The organism is Mycobacterium sp. IEC1808 (assembly GCF_002101935.1).
Lineage (GTDB): Bacteria > Actinomycetota > Actinomycetes > Mycobacteriales > Mycobacteriaceae > Mycobacterium.
In genome coordinates this window covers 19,759-37,022 of the sequence record NZ_LQPV01000029.1, presented here as the reverse complement: position 1 = coordinate 37,022, position 17,264 = coordinate 19,759, and the positions used below count along the sequence as shown (strand labels likewise).

General features: G+C 68.4%; 19 protein-coding genes. 9 read left to right on the top strand and 10 right to left on the bottom strand.

Annotated elements, in window-relative coordinates; translation table 11 throughout:
• Window positions 1-12 precede the first annotated feature (12 nt).
• The 6 genes from AWB92_RS17570 to AWB92_RS17545 form a co-directional block, all read right to left on the bottom strand.
• Window positions 13-1,548, bottom strand: coding sequence for an acyl-CoA synthetase (locus AWB92_RS17570; protein ID WP_085187855.1), 1,536 nt, complete (start codon window positions 1,546-1,548; stop codon window positions 13-15).
• A gap of 7 nt (window positions 1,549-1,555) precedes the next feature.
• Window positions 1,556-2,428, bottom strand: coding sequence for an enoyl-CoA hydratase-related protein (locus AWB92_RS17565; RefSeq protein ID WP_085187852.1), 873 nt, complete (start codon window positions 2,426-2,428; stop codon window positions 1,556-1,558).
• A gap of 17 nt (window positions 2,429-2,445) precedes the next feature.
• Window positions 2,446-2,682, bottom strand: coding sequence for a biotin/lipoyl-containing protein (locus AWB92_RS17560; RefSeq protein ID WP_085187849.1), 237 nt, complete (start codon window positions 2,680-2,682; stop codon window positions 2,446-2,448).
• On the bottom strand, window positions 2,675-3,673 hold the full coding sequence (locus tag AWB92_RS17555) for a transketolase C-terminal domain-containing protein (protein WP_085187846.1): 999 nt from the start codon (window positions 3,671-3,673) through the stop codon (window positions 2,675-2,677). The genes AWB92_RS17560 and AWB92_RS17555 overlap by 8 nt, the downstream gene beginning before the upstream one ends.
• Before the next feature lie 4 nt (window positions 3,674-3,677).
• Window positions 3,678-4,616 carry a thiamine pyrophosphate-dependent dehydrogenase E1 component subunit alpha gene (locus tag AWB92_RS17550; protein WP_085187843.1) on the bottom strand — a complete coding sequence of 313 codons (939 nt, stop codon included), beginning with the start codon at window positions 4,614-4,616 and terminating at the stop codon, window positions 3,678-3,680.
• Between the two features lie 85 nt (window positions 4,617-4,701).
• A complete protein-coding gene (locus tag AWB92_RS17545) occupies window positions 4,702-5,568 on the bottom strand; it encodes a mycofactocin-coupled SDR family oxidoreductase (RefSeq protein ID WP_085187840.1) in 867 nt (288 codons plus the stop codon).
• Window positions 5,569-5,789: 221 nt separating this feature from the next.
• On the opposite strand from AWB92_RS17545, the gene AWB92_RS17540 reads away from it, so the two are divergent.
• The 6 genes from AWB92_RS17540 to AWB92_RS17515 all read left to right on the top strand — a co-directional run bounded on the left by AWB92_RS17540 (window position 5,790) and on the right by AWB92_RS17515 (window position 10,379).
• Window positions 5,790-7,010, top strand: a complete 1,221-nt coding sequence (locus tag AWB92_RS17540) for a CaiB/BaiF CoA-transferase family protein (RefSeq protein ID WP_085187837.1) — start codon at window positions 5,790-5,792, stop codon at window positions 7,008-7,010.
• A 233-nt stretch (window positions 7,011-7,243) separates the two neighbouring features.
• Window positions 7,244-7,513 carry a metal-sensitive transcriptional regulator gene (locus AWB92_RS17535; protein ID WP_085187829.1) on the top strand — a complete coding sequence of 90 codons (270 nt, stop codon included), beginning with the start codon at window positions 7,244-7,246 and terminating at the stop codon, window positions 7,511-7,513.
• Between the two features lie 31 nt (window positions 7,514-7,544).
• Window positions 7,545-7,964, top strand: a complete 420-nt coding sequence (locus AWB92_RS17530) for a DUF302 domain-containing protein (RefSeq protein ID WP_085187927.1) — start codon at window positions 7,545-7,547, stop codon at window positions 7,962-7,964.
• A 6-nt stretch (window positions 7,965-7,970) separates the two neighbouring features.
• The gene (locus AWB92_RS17525; RefSeq protein ID WP_085187826.1) at window positions 7,971-8,336 is read left to right on the top strand and encodes a carboxymuconolactone decarboxylase family protein; all 366 of its coding nucleotides are present in this window, start codon (window positions 7,971-7,973) and stop codon (window positions 8,334-8,336) included.
• A gap of 219 nt (window positions 8,337-8,555) precedes the next feature.
• Window positions 8,556-9,920, top strand: a complete 1,365-nt coding sequence (locus AWB92_RS17520) for a wax ester/triacylglycerol synthase domain-containing protein (RefSeq protein WP_085187822.1) — start codon at window positions 8,556-8,558, stop codon at window positions 9,918-9,920.
• Between the two features lie 192 nt (window positions 9,921-10,112).
• Window positions 10,113-10,379, top strand: coding sequence for an ANTAR domain-containing protein (locus AWB92_RS17515; protein ID WP_085187816.1), 267 nt, complete (start codon window positions 10,113-10,115; stop codon window positions 10,377-10,379).
• A 75-nt stretch (window positions 10,380-10,454) separates the two neighbouring features.
• Here the strand turns inward: AWB92_RS17515 and AWB92_RS17510 are convergent, their stop codons facing one another.
• Complete coding sequence (locus tag AWB92_RS17510) at window positions 10,455-11,204, bottom strand: IclR family transcriptional regulator (protein ID WP_142282151.1); 750 nt, start codon at window positions 11,202-11,204, stop codon at window positions 10,455-10,457.
• Window positions 11,205-11,278: 74 nt separating this feature from the next.
• On the opposite strand from AWB92_RS17510, the gene AWB92_RS17505 reads away from it, so the two are divergent.
• Entirely contained in the window at window positions 11,279-12,619 is a 1,341-nt protein-coding gene (locus tag AWB92_RS17505) for an FAD-binding oxidoreductase (RefSeq protein ID WP_085187810.1), read from the top strand.
• Window positions 12,619-13,413, top strand: a complete 795-nt coding sequence (locus AWB92_RS17500) for a hypothetical protein (protein ID WP_085187808.1) — start codon at window positions 12,619-12,621, stop codon at window positions 13,411-13,413. Before AWB92_RS17505 ends, AWB92_RS17500 begins: the two co-directional genes overlap by 1 nt.
• A gap of 79 nt (window positions 13,414-13,492) precedes the next feature.
• On the opposite strand, the gene AWB92_RS17495 is transcribed toward AWB92_RS17500, so the two are convergent.
• The 3 genes from AWB92_RS17495 to AWB92_RS17485 all read right to left on the bottom strand — a co-directional run bounded on the left by AWB92_RS17495 (window position 13,493) and on the right by AWB92_RS17485 (window position 16,417).
• Window positions 13,493-13,945 (bottom strand): hypothetical protein, encoded by a 453-nt coding sequence (locus tag AWB92_RS17495; protein ID WP_068112068.1) that lies wholly within the window; start codon window positions 13,943-13,945, stop codon window positions 13,493-13,495.
• A gap of 184 nt (window positions 13,946-14,129) precedes the next feature.
• On the bottom strand, window positions 14,130-14,474 hold the full coding sequence (locus tag AWB92_RS17490; RefSeq protein ID WP_085187805.1) for a DUF732 domain-containing protein: 345 nt from the start codon (window positions 14,472-14,474) through the stop codon (window positions 14,130-14,132).
• Window positions 14,475-14,593: 119 nt separating this feature from the next.
• Window positions 14,594-16,417 (bottom strand): DUF4407 domain-containing protein, encoded by a 1,824-nt coding sequence (locus AWB92_RS17485; protein WP_085187802.1) that lies wholly within the window; start codon window positions 16,415-16,417, stop codon window positions 14,594-14,596.
• Window positions 16,418-16,652: 235 nt separating this feature from the next.
• Between AWB92_RS17485 and AWB92_RS17480 the strand changes: the two genes are divergently transcribed.
• Complete coding sequence (locus AWB92_RS17480) at window positions 16,653-17,210, top strand: hypothetical protein (RefSeq protein ID WP_067158183.1); 558 nt, start codon at window positions 16,653-16,655, stop codon at window positions 17,208-17,210.
• Window positions 17,211-17,264: the final 54 nt, after the last annotated feature.

The following is a 17,264-nucleotide window of genomic DNA, read 5'->3' as shown; positions in this document are numbered from 1 at the left end:
CCGTTCCCTCGTTCATACGATCCGCGACGCCCGCCCTTGCCAGTAGCGTTCGCGAATGCGCCTCTTGTACAGCTTTCCGTTGGGGTCGCGCGGCAGCTCGGCCTCGAATTCAACTGTGCGCGGGCACTTATAGCCCGCCAGGTGCGCCCGGCAGTACGCGATGAGCTCCGCCTCCAGATCGGGCCCGGGCGTGACGCCGTCGGCCGGCTGCACGACGGCCTTGACCTCCTCGCCGAACTCCTCGTTGGGCACGCCGAACACCGCGGCGTCGACGAGCTTGGGATGCATGACCAGCAGGTTCTCCGCCTCCTGGGGGTAGATGTTCACCCCGCCCGAGACAATCATGAACGTTGACCGGTCGGTGAGGTAGAGGTATCCGTCGTCGTCGACATACCCCATGTCGCCGAGCGATCGCCAGCCCCGCTCGTTGGAGACCGACGCGGTCTTGGCCGGGTCCTTGAAGTACTCGAATTCGGGGCCGCCCTCGAAGAACAACTCGCCGGACTCGCCCACCGGAAGCTCGACACCGTCCTCGCCGACGACGTGAACGGGGCTGAACGGCTTGCCGACCGACCCCGGATGGGCGAGCCACTCCTCCGGGCCGATCGTCGTGCCCGCGAATCCCTCTGTGCCCCCGTAATATTCGTGGATGATGGGGCCGAACCACTCGATCATCCGGTATTTGACGTCCACCGGGCACGGGGCCGCGGCGTGGATCACGCACTCGAGGCTCGAAAGGTCATACTTGCGCCGCACCGCCTCGGGCAGCTTGAGCATGCGCACGAACATCGTCGGCACGAACTGGGCGTGGGTGACGCGGTGGGTCTCGATCAGCCGCAGCACCGCCTCGGCGTCGAACTTGCGCATCAGGATCGACGGGGCGCCGACGCGGTGCACCGCCATGGTGTAGTTCACCCCCGCCGCGTGATACAGCGGTGCGGGGGAGAGGTACACGCTGGAGCGGTCCATTCCGTACTTGTGGATCAGCGCCAGCTCCAGGACCGACTGGGCCCACGACCCGTTGCCGTCGGCGGGCAGCGACCGCCGAACCGCCTTGGGCCGTCCCGTGGTGCCCGACGAATAGAGCATTTCCGACCCGTCCGACATGGGTGGGGGGTCGCCCGCCGCAGCCAGGGCGTCGTCGTAGGATTGCCAGCCCGGCAGGGCGCCGCCCACTGCCAGGTGGATCCCGACGCGTGGATTGGCCGCGCGGAGGTGCGCGGCGAGGTCGGCCATCGACGCGTCGACGAACACCGCCTGGGCGTCGGAGTCCTCGATGACGTAGGCGACCTCGTCGGGGGTGAAGTGGGTGTTGACGGCGGTGTAGTAGAGCCCGGAAAGCTGGCAGCCCCAGGTGATCTCGAAGAACTCGGGCCGGTTGGGCAGCACCAGCGCCACGCCGTCGCCGCGGCGCAGCCCGGCCGTATGAAGGGTGGCCGCGACGCGTTGGCTCTTTTCGTACAGGTCGCCGTACGTGATCGTGCCGCCATCCGCGACGAGGAGGGCCGGCGACTCGGCGGCGGTGCTCGCGTGGTCGGCGATGTTCACAGCAGACCTATGTCGTTGCGGCGCCGTCGGTCTGGGCTGCCGCCGCCGCCTGGCGCCGGGCCTGCTCGGACGGCAGCACCTTGTCCTTGAACACCGTCTGGATCAGCTCCTGCACGTCCTTGCTGATCGACGCCAGTGCGACGAGGTCGTTGGAACTCTGCCAGTGCACCCGCATGCCCATCAGCTCCCAGGCCCGCTTCAGGTTGGCCTTGGTGGCCAGCAGCGTCGTCATCGGCGCCTGGGCGATGTGGCGGGCGATGGCGTCGGCCCGCGATTCCAGTTGGTCGCGCGGAACGACCTCGTTGACCAGTCCGACCTCCAGCGCCTTCTTCGCGTCGATGACCTCGGCGAGGTAGAGGTAGTACGCCGCTCGCCGCCAGTTCATGAAAATCCATGGCTCGATTGAGCATTCGCCGGACGGCATGCCGAAGCCCTGCAGCGGCGGATAGGAGAAGTACGCGTCCTCGGCGGCGATGACGATGTCGGTGGTCAGCCCGTAATGGGTGCCGCCGCCGACGCAGTAGCCGTGCACGGCCGCGATGGTCGGCTTGGAGAACTCCCACAGGTTCAGCACGGGCTTCACGAACAGGTCGGTCTGCGGCTTCCACGGCGTGCCCATGACCTTGGCGCCCTCGACGAACGCCGGGTAGTCGACGGCGTTGTTGCCAATGGCGTGCCCAGAGCAGAAGCCCTTGCCGTTGGCCTTGAGGATGAGCACCTTGATGTCGTAGTCGCGGTCCGCGTCCAGCAGCGCGGCATCGACCTCCTCGGCCAGCTTCTGGTCCTGGGCGTTCGCCTTCTCGGGCCAGTTGAGCGTGACGCGTGCGATCGGGCCTTCTTTTTCGTAGACGATTCTCTCGCGGGTCTCGTTGAGATCCATGTGTTTGCGTCCCTTTCTTATGACGTTATGAAGCCGATTTCGGCGCCGATGTCGTAGGTGGTCCCAACCTGTCCGGTCCACTGCACGATGCCCGAGGCACCGGCCTCGATTTCCTGTTCCACCTTCTCGGTGGCGATCACATAGATCGGCGTGCCCTCCTCCACACGCTCGCCGGCATCGACGAGAAGGCCGGTGAGCTCGGCCTCCGACACGGCCACCGACACGCGCGGGATGCGAATGACGAAGTCAGCCATGAACTTTGGCCCGATCTAAGGTTCGCTGGGCCGCGGCGACGATCCGCGCCGGTGACGGGTACACCTGCGCCTCGAGCGCCGCGGCCGCCGGGTTGGGGACGAACCGCGCGGCGACGCGCTCGATGGGCGCGGCCAGCTCCCCGAACAACTCCGACTGCAGGGTCGCGGCGATCTCGGCCCCCGGGCCGGCGAATTGGACGGCGTCGTGCACGACCACGACTCTCCTTGTGCGGCACGCGGATTCGACGATGGTTTCGACGTCCAGCGGCACCAGCGTGCGAAGGTCGACGACCGCGGCGCTGACGCCCTGTTCTGCCAGCGTGTCCGCCGCCGCGAGCGCATCGTGCACGGGGCGCCCGTAGGCGATCAGCGTTACGTCGGTGCCGGGCCGCTTGATGTCGGCCTGGCCCAGGGGGACCGAGAACCCGGGTTCGACGGGCACGGGACCCTTCTTGCCCTGCAGCCGGATCGTCTCGACGAACAGGCAGGGATCCTCGTCGAAGATCGCCGATGTGAGAAGGCCTTTCCCGTCGCGCGGGGTGGACGGCACGATCACCTTCATGCCGGGGATGTGCATGAACCACGCCTCCAGGCTCTGCGAGTGCGTGGCGCCGGTGGCCAGCCCGGCGTAGACCTGGGTGCGGATGGTGATCGGCGCCGTCGTCCGCCCGGCAGTCATGAACCGCAATTTCGCGGCGTTGTTGATCAGTTGGTCGGCGGCGATGCCGATGAAGTCCATGATCATGATCTCGGCCACCGGCAGCATCCCGTCGATCGCCGCACCGATCGCAGCGCCGACGATCGCGGCCTCGGAGATGGGCGTGTCCAGCACGCGTTCGTGGCCGTACTTCGTCGACAGCCCCGCCGTCGGCCCCGAGGCGCCGGGATCGGCGATGTCCTCACCGAGCAGGAAGACGCGGTCGTCGGCCGCGAGCGCCTCGTCGAGCGCGAGGTTCAGCGCCTCGCGCATCGTCATCTCTTTGTCGGCCATGCGTTTACACCGGGTACCTGATCGGGGTCGCGTACACGTCGTGGTCGAGTTCGTCGATCGAAGGCGACGCCGCGGCCATGACGGTCGCCAGCGCGTTATCCACCGCCGTCGACGCCTCCTGGTCGATGTGATCGAGCTCGTCGGCGCCGCAGATGCCGGCTTCGGCGAGGTGGTTGCGGAAACGCGGCACCGGGTCGGCCGCCATGGCCGCGGCCAGTTGCTCCTTGGGGATGTAGGGCATCCGGTCGCCGAAGTAGTGGCCGCGGAAGCGGAACGTCACGCACTCGATGAACGTGGGACCCGCGCCGGCGCGCGCCCGCCGCAGCGCCTCGTCCAGGGCCGATTTCACCGCCAGCGGATCGTTGCCGTCGACGCGCACCCCCGGCATGCCGTAGCCGGCCGCCCGTTCGGCGACGTGCTCGAGCTTCATCGTGTCCGAGGTCGCCGTCATCTCGGCGAACAGGTTGTTCTGGCACACGAACACCAGCGGCAGGTCCCACAGCGCGGCCATGTTGGCGGCCTCGTGGAACGAGCCGGTGTTGGTGGCGCCGTCGCCGAAGCTGACCACCGTCACGCGGTCCAGACCCTTGCGCTTGCCGGCCATCGCCAGCCCCACGGCCACCGGCGGCCCGGCGCCGACGATCCCGGTCGAGAGCATGACGCCCTTGGCGGGGTTGGCGATGTGCATCGTCCCGCCCTTGCCGCGGCTCGCGCCGACGGTGCGTCCCATCATCTCGCCGTAGATCTCCTCGAGCGGGACGCCCTTGCCGATCAGGTCGTGCAGCCCGCGGTAGGTCGTCACCAACTGGTCGTCGGCCCGAAGCGACACCCCCATCGCGGCGGCGATGGCCTCCTGGCCGCGCGACGGCCAGTACACGCACATGAACTCGCCGGTGCCGATGCCCTTGGAAAGCCTGTCGTCGGCTGCCTTCATCAGGACCATGAGTTCGTAGAGGCGACGCTGCACGTCGGTTGCCGATCGACCGTCGCTCACCAAGGCCCCTCCATTTCCGTTGCGCTGCAAAGTCTTACGTGCCCGACCACGGCTTGACCTTCAGGAAGCCGCCCCCGTCCACGCGGAGCTGTTGGCCGGTGACGTAGCGCGCCGCGTCCGAGGCGAGGAACAACACGGCCTCGCTGATGTCCTCGGGCTCGACATAGGGGATGGGCATCGCCTGGACCACCGGGAAGACCGGTTCGGCGTCCTCGCGCTTGGGTTCGGACAGGTCCGGCCGGAACGCGCGGTACATCGGTGCGCTGTGCAGCATGTCGGTGTTGACATTCGTCGGGTGCACCGCGTTCATCCGGATGCTGAAGGGCGCGAGCGCCAAGGCGAAGTCGTGGACATAATGCGCGGCAGCCAGTTTCGCGAAGGCGTAGCCAGCCCCTCCGGGGCCTCCGGACACGCCGCCGCCGGTGTTCAGCGACGACATGAACGCCGCGTTGGACCCGATGACGATGATCGACGCCCCCGCTTGCAGATGTTTGAGGCTCGCGTGCACCAGGTTGAGCACCCCGAGCAGGTCGACGTCGACGGCATCGGCGAACGCCTGGGGCGGAAGGCCCGCGGTCAGCGGGCAGATGCCGGCGTTGGCCACCACGATGTCGAGACGGCCGAATTCGGCCACGCCCTCATCGATCGCGGCGGCCAGGGCCACTCGGTCGCGCACGTCCGCGATCGCCGTGTGCGCGCGCTGCCCTTCCTTTTCGACCAGCCGTGCCGTCTCGTCGAGATCCTCCGGCCGGGCCAGCGGGTACTCGTTGGTTTCGATGTCTGCGCAGATATCCACCGCGATGATGTCGGCGCCCTCCGCGGCCAGCAGCCGCGCATGCGAACGCCCCTGCCCGCGCGCGGCCCCGCTGATCAAGGCCACCTTGCCCGTCACCCTGCCCATATCCTGTTCCTTCGCCCTAAATCAGCGACCCACGTTGGGGGCCAAAGCTATTCGCTGCCAAAGAAGCGGGAAGGCGCGCACGAACCGCAGCGCGGAGCGGGGTCGGACCCAGGGTCTGCCCCATCGCATCTCTTCCACGAAAACCGCGCGTGGCCGCAGCCGGGCTGTCGATATCCCTTAGAGTAGCTAGAATACTTAAAATAGCAAGAAAGGCGGCTGCCTTGCCTGGGGTGCTGAGCGGTGTCCGTGTGGTCGAGTTGGCGTCGTGGACGTACGTGCCTTCGGCGGGGGCGGCGCTATCGGACTGGGGCGCCGACGTGATCAAGGTGGAGGGCGTCACCGCGGGGGATCCCGGACGCGCGCTCGTGGTCGGTGGCTTCACCCGCGAAGCGGCCCGCCCGGACGCCGACTTCATCCTCGAGTTGGGCAATCGCGGCAAACGCAGCATCGCCATCGACATCAAGTCCGAGGTCGGCCGCGACCTGTTCGGCCGCTTGTTGGCCAGCGCGGACGTGTTCCTGACCAACTGGCTGCCCGGCGCGCTCGAACGGGCCCGGCTCACCGTCGAGGACGTCCGGGCGTTCAACCCGAAGATCATCATCGCGCGCGGCACCGGGCTCGGGGTCCGCGGTCCGGACCGCGATCGCGGCGGGTTCGACGCGGCCACCTACCTGGCCCGCGGCGGGGTGGCGTACACACTCACGCCGTTCGGCACCGACACGCCGGCGGTCCAGGGCCCGGGGTTCGGCGACCTGCAGGGTGGTGCGACGCTGGCCGGCGGCGTGTGTGCCGCGTTGTTTCACCGGGAGCGCACCGGCGAACCGACGATTGTCGATTCTTCGCTGCTGGCGCAGGCGATGTGGGCGATCGCGCCGTCGATCTCGGCGGCCGATTTCTTCGACATCGACGGCATCCCGGGCGCCCCGCCCGGGCTGGCCATCAATCCCCTGGTGAACCGGTACAAGACGAAGGACGGCAGGTGGATTCAGCTGGTCTTCCTGCAGCCCGACAAGTTCTGGGCGGGCTTCTGTGAGCGGATGGGCCTGGGCGAGTTGGCCACCGACGAGCGGTTTGTGCCGTCGAGCAACCTGATCGCGAATGCGGCCGCGGCGACCGAGATCTTCGCGAACGCGTTCGCGCGCAATGACCTTGCGCACTGGCGAAAGGTGCTCGCGGACGAACCCGGGGTGTGGGGCGCCCTCGCGACGCCGCGGGAGACCCTCAACGACCCGCAGGTGGAGCCCAACGGCTACGTGGTGACCAACGTCGACGACCACGGCGAGAAATACCGGATCGTCGCGGCGCCCGTTCAATTTGACGAGACACCGCCGGCTCCCGCCCGCGCCCCGGAGCACGGGCAGCACACCGAAGAGATCCTGCTCGAGCTCGATGTCGACTGGGACGACATCGCCAGGGCGAAGGACCTCGGGGCCATCCTCTGAGGCCCGCCCGTCACCGGGCCGCGGCGGCCTTTCGGGCGGCGATTTTGGCGCGCACCGCGTCCTTCTTCGGCGATTCGAATGTCTCGTAGGAGAGGGTGGTCGTCGCCGTGGTCGACCCCATTCGCTCTGTGCCCGGAGATGACAACTGATACCCTATGGGGTATATTTCTGGTAAGTCGACTAATACCCCCTCGGGTACTGTGTGTGCCGCAAGGGGAGACGGAGGGATCTACATGATTGGTGATCAGGACAGCGTCGCCGCGGTGCTCAACCGCCTGCGCCGCGCGCAGGGGCAACTCGCGGGGGTGATCTCGATGATCGAGCAGGGCCGCGACTGCAAGGACGTCGTCACCCAGCTCGCGGCGGTCTCGCGCGCGCTCGATCGCGCCGGGTTCAAGATCGTCGCGACCGGGCTGAGGGAATGCGTCACGGGCAGCACCGCCGACGGTGGGGCGCCACTGAGCGAGGCGGAACTGGAGAAGTTGTTCCTGGCGCTCGCGTGAGCGCACCAGGGCACGAAGGGAAGGAGTCATGATGGATATCGCGCTTGCGACGCCGCTGCATACCTCGTTCGAGGACGCGGTCGCGCGTACCCGCCAGGCGCTCGCCGAACAGGGCTTCGGCGTGCTGACCGAAATCGACGTCAAGGCCACGATGAAGGCCAAACTCGGCCACGACATGGAGGACTACCTGATCCTCGGCGCCTGCAACCCGCCGCTGGCGCATCGCGCCGTGCAGGCCAATCGCCAGATCGGCCTGCTGCTGCCGTGCAACGTTGTCGTGCGCGCCGACCCGGAGGATGCCGGGACGGTGCTCGTCGAGGCGATGAATCCGGGGCTACTGGTGGAGGTCACCGGTGAGCCGGAGCTGCGTCCGGTCGCCGAGGAGGTCGGGGACCGGCTGCGGGCGGCGATCGAGTCACTCAAGAGCGCTTCGCCGGTGAGAGCCGAGTAGGCCGACATGCCAGACGAACATCACCATCACCACGAGGTCCTGCAGGAGTTGCTGCCCCAGCACCGCGAGCTGCGCAAGCAAATCCCGGAGGTGTACAAGGGGTTCGCCGCCCTGAGCGGGGCCGCCCTGGCCGACGGGGCGCTGAGCCGCAAGGTCAAAGAACTCATGGCGCTGGCGATCGGGATCGTCCAGGGCTGCGACGGATGTATCGCATCGCACGCCCAGGCCGCCGCCCGTGCGGGTGCCACCCGTGAGGAGGCCGCGGAGGCCATCGGCGTGACGATCCTGATGCACGGCGGGCCGGCCACCATCTACGGTGCACGCGCTTACACGGCGTTCTGCGAATTCGCCGACGCGGAGCCGGGCGAATAGCCCGAGCGGCTCCGTCGGGCTCTCCGGGGCATGTGCCCTGCTGCGGATTTGATAGCGCCGGCGATATCAAATCCGTGAGTCACGTACCCGATCGGGACCGACCGGATCCACACCGGCACCCTGACGAATGTCCCGACGTCGAGGGACCAAAGTCATTGCCTGCCAATGATGTGCTGACCTTTGCCGCCCCGAGTCGTAGGTTTAGGCCCGGAGCACACCATGACTGCATTCTTACGCAACAGCGACGCGTTCACGTGGGCGATGGAATCCGATCCGCGGCTGCGATCGACCGTGGTCAGTGTCGTGCTGCTGGATCGGTCCCCGGACTGGGACGCGGTGCGCGAACGTTTCGACCTGATCAGCCGCAAACTCCCGATGTTTCGGCAACGGGTGGTGCCCTCGCCGCCCCCGGCTCCGCCCCGCTGGGAGTACGCCCCCGACTTCGACCTCGACTACCACGTTCGGCGCGGTGCGGCGCCGGGGGCCGGAACGCTCGACGACCTGCTCGAGATGGCTCGGTTGGCCGAGATGCAGGACTTCGACAGGGCCCGCGCGCTCTGGGAGACGACGTTCATCGACGGCCTGGAAAACGGTGGCGCGGCGATGATTTGCAAGTTCCACCATGCCCTCACCGACGGGATCGGCGGCGTGCAGATCGCGATGAACCTGTTCAACCTCTCCGAGGACCTGTATGAGCACGAGCCGCTGCCGCCCGAGCCGGAGGCTCCCAGGCCGTCGTGGGTCACCGGCTACCGGGACACCTGGCGCTACGACGCCGGCCTACTCGCGAACGCCGTTGCCGGCGCGGCCAAAGCGGCACCACGGCTCGTCTACGACGGTGTGCGCCGGCCCGTCGCGACGGTTAGATCGGCGACGGCCCTGGCGGGGTCGGTCTATCGGCTGATGCGGCCGATAAGTCACCCTGGCTCTCCGCTGGTGACCGACCGTGGCCTGATCCGGCATCTCATGGTGCACGAGGTGCCCATGCCGCAACTGCGCGAGGCGGCCCACCGCTGCGGTGGCGCGCTCAACGACGCGTTCGTCTCAGGCGTGGCCGGTGGGCTGCGCCGCTATCACGAGAAGCACGGCGTCGAAATCGGTGACCTGCATCTGACGATGCCGATCAGCCTGCGGACCGAGGCCGACGACATGGGCGGAAACCGGATCACGCTGATGCGTTTTGACGTGCCCGCGGGTGAGGCCGACCCGGCGGCGCGCATCGAGGAAATCCATCAGCGCGCCGGCGCGGTGCGCAACGAGAAATCCGTTCCCTACACCCAGCGGATCGCCGGGGTGCTTAACCTGATGCCCCGCTGGTACATCGGCTCGGTGCTGCGCCATGTCGATTTCGTCGCCAGCGACGTGCCCGGGGTGCCGGTGCCGGTGTTCCTGGGCGGCGCACCGGTGCGCGCGCAGTACGCCTTCGGACCGACCATCGGCTCGGCGGTCAACGTCACGCTGCTCACCTATGTCGACAAGTGCGCGTTGGGCATCGACGTCGACACCACCGCCATACCGGATTTCGACGTTTTCTACGACGCCCTGGTGGCCGGCTTCGACGAAGTGCTGGCTCTCGCAGGCTGATTCGCGCTGTCCCGGATCGGTCACAAGCCCATATCGATTCCAACGCTGCTCTGGCACACCGCCTTCGATCCACAAATCATGGGCATAGGGCGCCTTTTAGGGGACAAGGCGCGACGATGCGTATCGCACGGGTTCTGTGGCCGCCATGCGGGTGGCGGATTCCGTTCGGGCGCAACAGGAGGTATCGAAAGCATGATGGCGTACGGCCCGAACTCCGGCGGCATGCTCGACACCGCGCGGGGCATCTTGATCGGACTTCGCCGATGCCCTTCGCACGTGGCTTTGGACGAATTGCACAGTGCCGCATTGCGTCACAAGATTCCGGTATTCGCCATGGCGTGGGCGCTCGTCCACCTGGCGGGCGACGGCGAGAAGACGCCGAGCTTCACCGACGCGCAGTCCGCCGCTCGCCACGAGTGGGGTTCTCTGTTCACCAAGTCCGCGGCGGTCAGCTGCTGAGCGGCGGCTAGGGAATTGGCGCCGGCCGGGGTCCTGGGGGGTACCGCGGCCGTCGCCAGCCAGCAGTTCACGTGGTCAACGCGTCCATGCGGGCGAGGCGGCCGCCGCGCGCAATGCGGTGAGGATGCGCTGCTCCTTTTCGCGAAAGCGTGCGGTGGGAGCGGGAACCGAGATCGCGACCACGTTGTCGCCGGCGGTGCGCCGCGCGATGGCGGCGGCCGAGATTCCCCGAGTGTGCTCGTCGCGGTCGAAAGCGACACCGGTGCGCCTGATCTCGGCCACCTCGTCACGCAGCGCCTCGGTCGCACCGGGGCCCAAGCGAGCGAGGACGGCCTCGGCCTCCGCGGCGTCCAGGGCCGCCAGGGCCGCTTTTCCGTTGGCGGTCGATTCCAACGGGAATCGGACGCCGACCGCCGAGACCGCGCGCAGCCGGTGCGGCGACTCGATCTGGTCGACGAACCACATTCGCCGACCCCGCAGTATCGACAGATCGACCGTTTCGCCGTCGGTGGCGCGCGCCACCCGTTCGATCGTCGGGCGGAAGATCGTCGCGATCTGTTCCCCGTCGGCCCCGCCGAAACCCAGCAGGCGATCGCCGAGCGAGAAGTGCCCCTGCGCATCGACGCTCGCCAATCCCACTTCCACCAGGCCGACCAGCAAGCGGCGAGCGGTCGACTTGGCCAGCCCAAGCCGCTCGCCGAGGTCGACCAGGCGCAGCCGCCCCGGCTCGGCGGCGATCTCGTCCAGCGCGGCGGCGGCCCGGCGCAGGACCTGGATTCCTTCGTCGCGACCGGTCGGCAAAATCTCCCCCTCAGACACCCTTATTTGGCACGCGTCCACTATAGTGATCCGCATAGCGGACTACCAAGACCCGAAATGCGGACCAAAGGAGTTCCCACATGGGCGCGCTACCAGCCGGGCGGCACTTTTTCCGGGGCGATGACGGGTACGAGGCCGCCCGGCTCTGCACGGTGTGGCATGAGCGAGTGCCCGAACGCTACCCCGAGCTGATCGTCCAGGCCGTCGACGCCGCGGAGATCATCGCCGGCATCCGCTATGCCACGGCCAACGGACAAAAGGTCAGCATCGTGTCGGGCGGGCACAGCTTCGCCGCCAGCCATCTGCGCGACGGCGCCGTCCTGCTCGACGTCAGCCGTCTGGATCACGCCACGGTCGACGCCGAAAAGGGCCTCGCCGTCGTCGGTCCGGGCAAGGGGGGCAGCCTGCTCATGGCCGACCTGGAGGAGCAGGGCCTATTCTTCCCCGGCGGCCACTGCAAGGGCGTCTGCCTCGGCGGCTATCTGCTACAGGGTGGCTACGGCTGGAACAGCCGCATCTTCGGTCCCGCCTGCGAGAGCGTCGTCGGCCTGGACGTCATTACCGCCGACGGCCAGCAGATCCATTGCGACGCAGACAATCACGCCGACCTTTACTGGGCCGCCCGCGGGGCCGGCCCGGGTTTCTTCGGGGTCGTCACGTCGTTCTACCTGAAGCTGTATCCGCGCCCGGCCGTCTGCGGCACCAGCGTCTACGTCTATCCGTGGGACCTCGCCGACGAGGTCTACACCTGGGCACGCAGCATCAGCGCCGAGGTGGACCGCCGGGTGGAGATGCAGGCCATCGCGACGCGCAGCCTCCCGGAGATGGGCATCGACAGCCCTGCGATCGCCTTCGCGTCCCCGGCGTTCGCGGACTCGGAGGAGGAAGCGCAACAGGCCCTCGCCATCTTCGGCACCTGCCCCGTCGTGGACAAAGCGCTCCTCGCCGTCCCGTACATGCCGAGCGACCTGCCCACCTGGTACACCGCCGTGATGACCCACTATCTGAACGATCACCGCTACACGGCCGACAACATGTGGACCTCCGCGTCCGCCGCGGAGCTGCTGCCGGGCATCCGGACGATCCTGCAAACCATGCCGCCCGCCCCGTCGCACTTCCTCTGGCTGAACTGGGGGCCGTCGCCGCCGCGCCAGGACATGGCCTACAGCGTGGAAGACGAGATCTACCTGGCGCTGTACGGCTCGTGGAAGGACGCGGCCGACGACGAGACGTACGGCGACTGGGCCGGATCCAACATGGCGGCGATGTCGCACCTGGCCACCGGAATCCAGCTCGCCGACGAAAACCTGGGCAACCGGCCGGCGAAGTTCGCCACCGACGAGGCGATGGCGCGCCTGGACAAGGCGCGCGCCACCTATGACCCCGACGGCTTGTTCAACAGTTGGATGGGAAGGCTCTGATGTCCGACGAGAAGTACCTGGGCTACCGCGGCGACGACGTGAACACGCCGTTCGGCAAGTTCTTCAAGCCCGAAATGGACCCGCTGCCAAAGCATGTCGTCGAGGCGCTCCAGCATGGCCCGCAGGGTGGGATGGCGCTGCTGGCGTTCGACGACGCCGCAACCGTCGCCGAGGAGGGGTACCACCAGACCGAGAACGGCTACGGCGTCCTCGATGACGGCGGCTTTCAGGTATCGGTGCGCACCGACATGCCCGGGGTCAGCCCCGCGATGTGGGCGTGGTGGTTCGGCTGGCACGGTTGCGACACCCGCCGCTACAAGTTGTGGCACCCGCGGGCGCACCTGTCCGCCGTCTGGAAGGACGGCCAGGACAACCGGCGCTACATCGACCGCTGGTCGATGATCAGTGAGTACATCGGTTCGACATTGCTCAACGGCGCAATTCAATTCGTTGAGCCGACAACCCTGGGCTGCCCGCCCGACAGCGCGGACGCCGTGTCGATCTGCGCTCGGCTGGGCTCGGCCGAGGCGCCGGTGGATACGGGATGGTTCATCCATCACATCCGTTCGACACCCGACGGCGCAGAGATGCGATCACGGTTCTGGATGGGCGGAGCGCACATCGCCGTGCGCAATGCGCCGGACATGGCGTCGCGGGCGGTTCGGCCGTTCGCCTCGCGGGTGCTGGGCACCCCGGAGGCGACCGCCCGCAACCTGCTGGTGCACTGTGCGCAGGAGATGAACCACCTGGCGGGCTTTCTGCCCGAGCTCTACGAGGCCTTCGCCGACGAATAGGACGCGCCGTCACGAGAGTGCCAGTGGCAACGCGTTTCTCGAGTGGCGCGTCGCTGGTTGCACTCTCGCGGCGTGGGCATCAAATCGACGGCGCCGCCGGCTGGTGTGGCGCGCCGACCACCACGAATGCCTCGACCGTCGTGGCCTGTTCGAAGCCCTCCACCTCCACCCGCCACTCGTAAAGGCCGGGCTCGAGGGGTATTCCCGCGGGGATGTTGAGCGTGAGCGGCATCCGGACCGACGTGCCGTGGATCGCCCCCGGGGGGCGCCCGGCCTCCGCCGAGGCTTCGAAAGAGATCCGCTGTGGCCCTTGCGTTCCCATCACCACCACCGGTTCACCGTCGGTGGTCAACAATTGACACGTCAGCTTGTGCGGTTTGTTGGTCTCGTCCCAGTCGATGTCCAGGAAAAGCACCAAAGCGAAAGCGGGCGTTGGTGTTTGACACTGCCGCCACCCGAGCCCGAGGGCATTGACCTTCCCGGATTGGACGTCGGCCTGCGCCGCGTCCGCGAGGAACAGGCTGATCTTCACGCCGGAGCCGCGATCGCCTTGGCGGTTGTCACCGCGAGACCCTGCCCTGCCATCTCCGCCGCCTCGAGATCCACGAGATCCTTCCCCCGTCGTTATCCGGAGGATCATACCTTCGCGCGGACCAGGCACCGCGGCCGTGCACCCGCGCGGGTGCCGTCGGGCCGCCAAGCGAAACGGGCGGTCGCTATGTGCCGGCGGGCTTCGGCGATTCGCCTTCCTCGGTCTGGGTCAGCTTTTCCGGGCAGTACGCCGAGGCCGCGATCGCCGCGAACTTGGCGGCCCCGGGACCTTGGAATCCCGGATTTTTCTCCTGCAGGTTCTTGACGATTTCCTCGCCCGTCATGCCGTCGTCGGCCGACTTGCATACCTGCTTGCCGGCGGTGATCGCACGGTCGGCGTTCAGGTAGGTCAGCCCGGCCTGAGTAAGCGCGTTGAGGAAGCTTTGATCCTTGGCGTCAGGGTCGGCGTACGCCGGGGCGGCGGTACCGATCACCAGGGCGGCACTTGCCATCAACAGTACGAGTCTCATAGTTCGGTGATTCTCGCAAAGCGGGGCTGAGGGCGCCATCCGTTGCGGCCAACGGGACTTTAACGGCAGCTGGCCGCCCGATGAAAAATCCGAGGGAGTCAGGCGTCGCGCAGCCGGCGTCATTCCCCGGGCGGGAGCTGCCGCGGGCCCTCGGGCGCACGCAGCTCGCCCGGCCCGTCCCGCTGCGTCAGCTCGGCCTTGCGGTCGCGCCCCGCCACCGCCAGGCCCTCGACGTCCTTCGCGGCGATCGGGCGCCCCGAGCGCCGCTGGTGCCCGCCGACCCGGTGCGGTGTGCCCGCGCCACGGTCGCCGCGCGAAGACGAGACCCGCGCGGTCGCGGGCGGGGCTTCGTCGGTCTCGGACCGCCGCGGCGCCTGCTCACCGGGATCGGTGCTTTCCGAGTCCAGCGTCACCTTGCGGGTGCGCTTGAGCGCGAAGGTGATCTCCTCAACCTCTTCGAACACGTGGCGCGCGGTACGCAGCGGCTGGGTGGTGTTGTCGATGACCCGGGCGACGAACGGCGGGACCAGCGGGCGAATCCAGCGGGCGGCGGCCTTGGTGGCGTCCGGAAGCGACGGGATCAGCGGCGTCGCCCGCTCCTCGTGTGGCTCGACCTCGCCGCCCGCCTCGACCGGGGCGGGCAGGTTCGCGGGGGTCTCGGGTGGCACCTCGACCTCGGGCTCCGGCTGGTCGGCGGGCAACGGCGCGATCGCCCGGCTGGCCGCCTCCGCCTCCGCCGCGATCGGCAGGTAGATGTCGTCTTGCACCGGCTCGAACGTCCGCCGCGACGACGCGCGCACCGGCGCCTCGAGGGCGTCCATCACCCGCCGGCGCTGCTGCTCGCGGTCGATCTCGGTCTGCGCCTCGATGGCGAGCCGCGCCTGGGTGAGTTGGTGCTCGGCCCACATGATCTCGGCCTCGCGGCGGACCTGCGCCCGTTTGATCGCGATGGCGGTTTCGGCCTCCATCTCGGCCCGTTCGCGCTCGGCCCGCGCGGTCGCGTGCCGGTCGTGCGTCGTCTCGCCGCGCCACAGCCGCAGGATCAGCGGCAGCAGGCACAACAGCGCGAAGAACGCGATCGCCGCCAGTCGCAGCGCCAACGGCCCGGCGCCGGACAGGGTGACCTCGTTCATGGCGACCCAGCGCGCGCCGAGCCCCCGGCCGGCGTCCGCGGCCACGTCCTGACGCGCCCGGGTCAGGGTCTGCTCCTCGCGGGAGATCTGGGCGTCCAGTTCGGGCGCCTGGCGGTCACGGGTCGCCAACGCGTTGTCCAGTTCGTGCTGCGCGTCGGCGAGAAGCTCGTTCGCAGTTCGGGTTTCGGGCCCGGCCCCGGGCACGCCGGTGATCCGGGTCTGGGGGCAGGGTGGCGTGGGGTTGTACTCGCAGCGTGCCACGACCAAAGCCTGGTCCTGGCGTTCGCGGGCCTGCGCCACGGCGCGCTCGAGCCCGGCCCGCGCGTCCCTGGTTTGTTGCAGCGACGCCGAGGCCCGCACGACGGCCGGCGCCGAGTCGGCGTCGCGCAGCGCCCGTTCGTCGAGCCGGTGGTCGATCGAGCTGGCAAAGATGACGAGGGAGGCGAGCTCGCCGACAACGACCCCGACGGCGATCGCGACGGCCCCGCGAGCCACGACGCCGAGCCAGCCCCGCCGGGGTCCGCCGGCCGTGCCGCGGGTCACCGCACCGACCAGCAGGCCGAAGACGAGCGTCAGCGCCACTACGGCGAGCGTTGGCCAGCGGGTGGACTCCCGCAACGCGAGGCCGGCGACCAGCCAGGCCAGCGCGGCCGCGAGCAACACGACCGCGCCGGCCAGGGCTTCCTCGGCCTGGGCCTGCCGCTCGTGGCTTTCACCGAGCTCGCGCCGGTGGCCGCCGCCGAGCCAAGTGAGCGGTCCCTGGATCCGGGACTTGAACGAGCGCGACGCAGTAGCTTCCTGGGCGCACATCAGCTCTCAACACCTCCAAGTCAGTCCAGCCTCCCAGGCCGGCGGCCGGCGCACCGAATCCAGGCGCCACGCGTGTGGTGATGTTCACAGCGCAACGGGGTGGGTGCGGGGTCACATCCTCGTGATACCCATCGGGTCCGCCCAGCCTGGACCGGGGCCACGCCTGGCTCGAATTTGCTGCGACGCGAGCAGATCAGCGACGGTTCCGGCAGGGGACGTGAGACGGTATAAGCCTATGCCAAACCACGATTATGTCACCTACGAAGAGTTCGGCCGCAGGTTCTTCGAGGTCGCGGTCACGCCCGAGCGTGTCGCCGCCGCGTTCGCCGACATCGCGGGCAACGAGTTCGCCATGGAGCCCATCGCACAGGGCCCCGGCGGGATCGCCAAAGTCAGCGCCAACGTCAAGATCCACGATCCCAAGGTGACCCGGCGCCTGGGGGAGGAGATCACATTCGTCATTCACATCCCGTTGGCCCTCGACCTGCTGCTGGATCTGCGGCTCGACAAGCAGCGGTTCGTGGTTTCCGGAGACATCGCGCTGCGCGCCACGGCACGGGCCGCCGAGCCCCTGCTGCTGATTGTCGACGTCGCCAAACCGCGCCCCTCCGACATCACCGTTAACGTGTCGTCGAAATCCTTCCGCGGCGAGGTGCTGCGCATCCTGGCGGGCGTCGACGGCGAGATCCGTCGCTTCATCGCCGCGTACGTCGCCGAGGAGATCGACTCACCGCAGTCGCAGGCAGCACAAGTGATCGACGTGGCCCACCAGTTGGCGGAGGCCTGGCCCTAAGCCGGCGCGCCGGGTTTATCCCTTCGGCACAGGCGGGTATGCGGTTGCAACGTC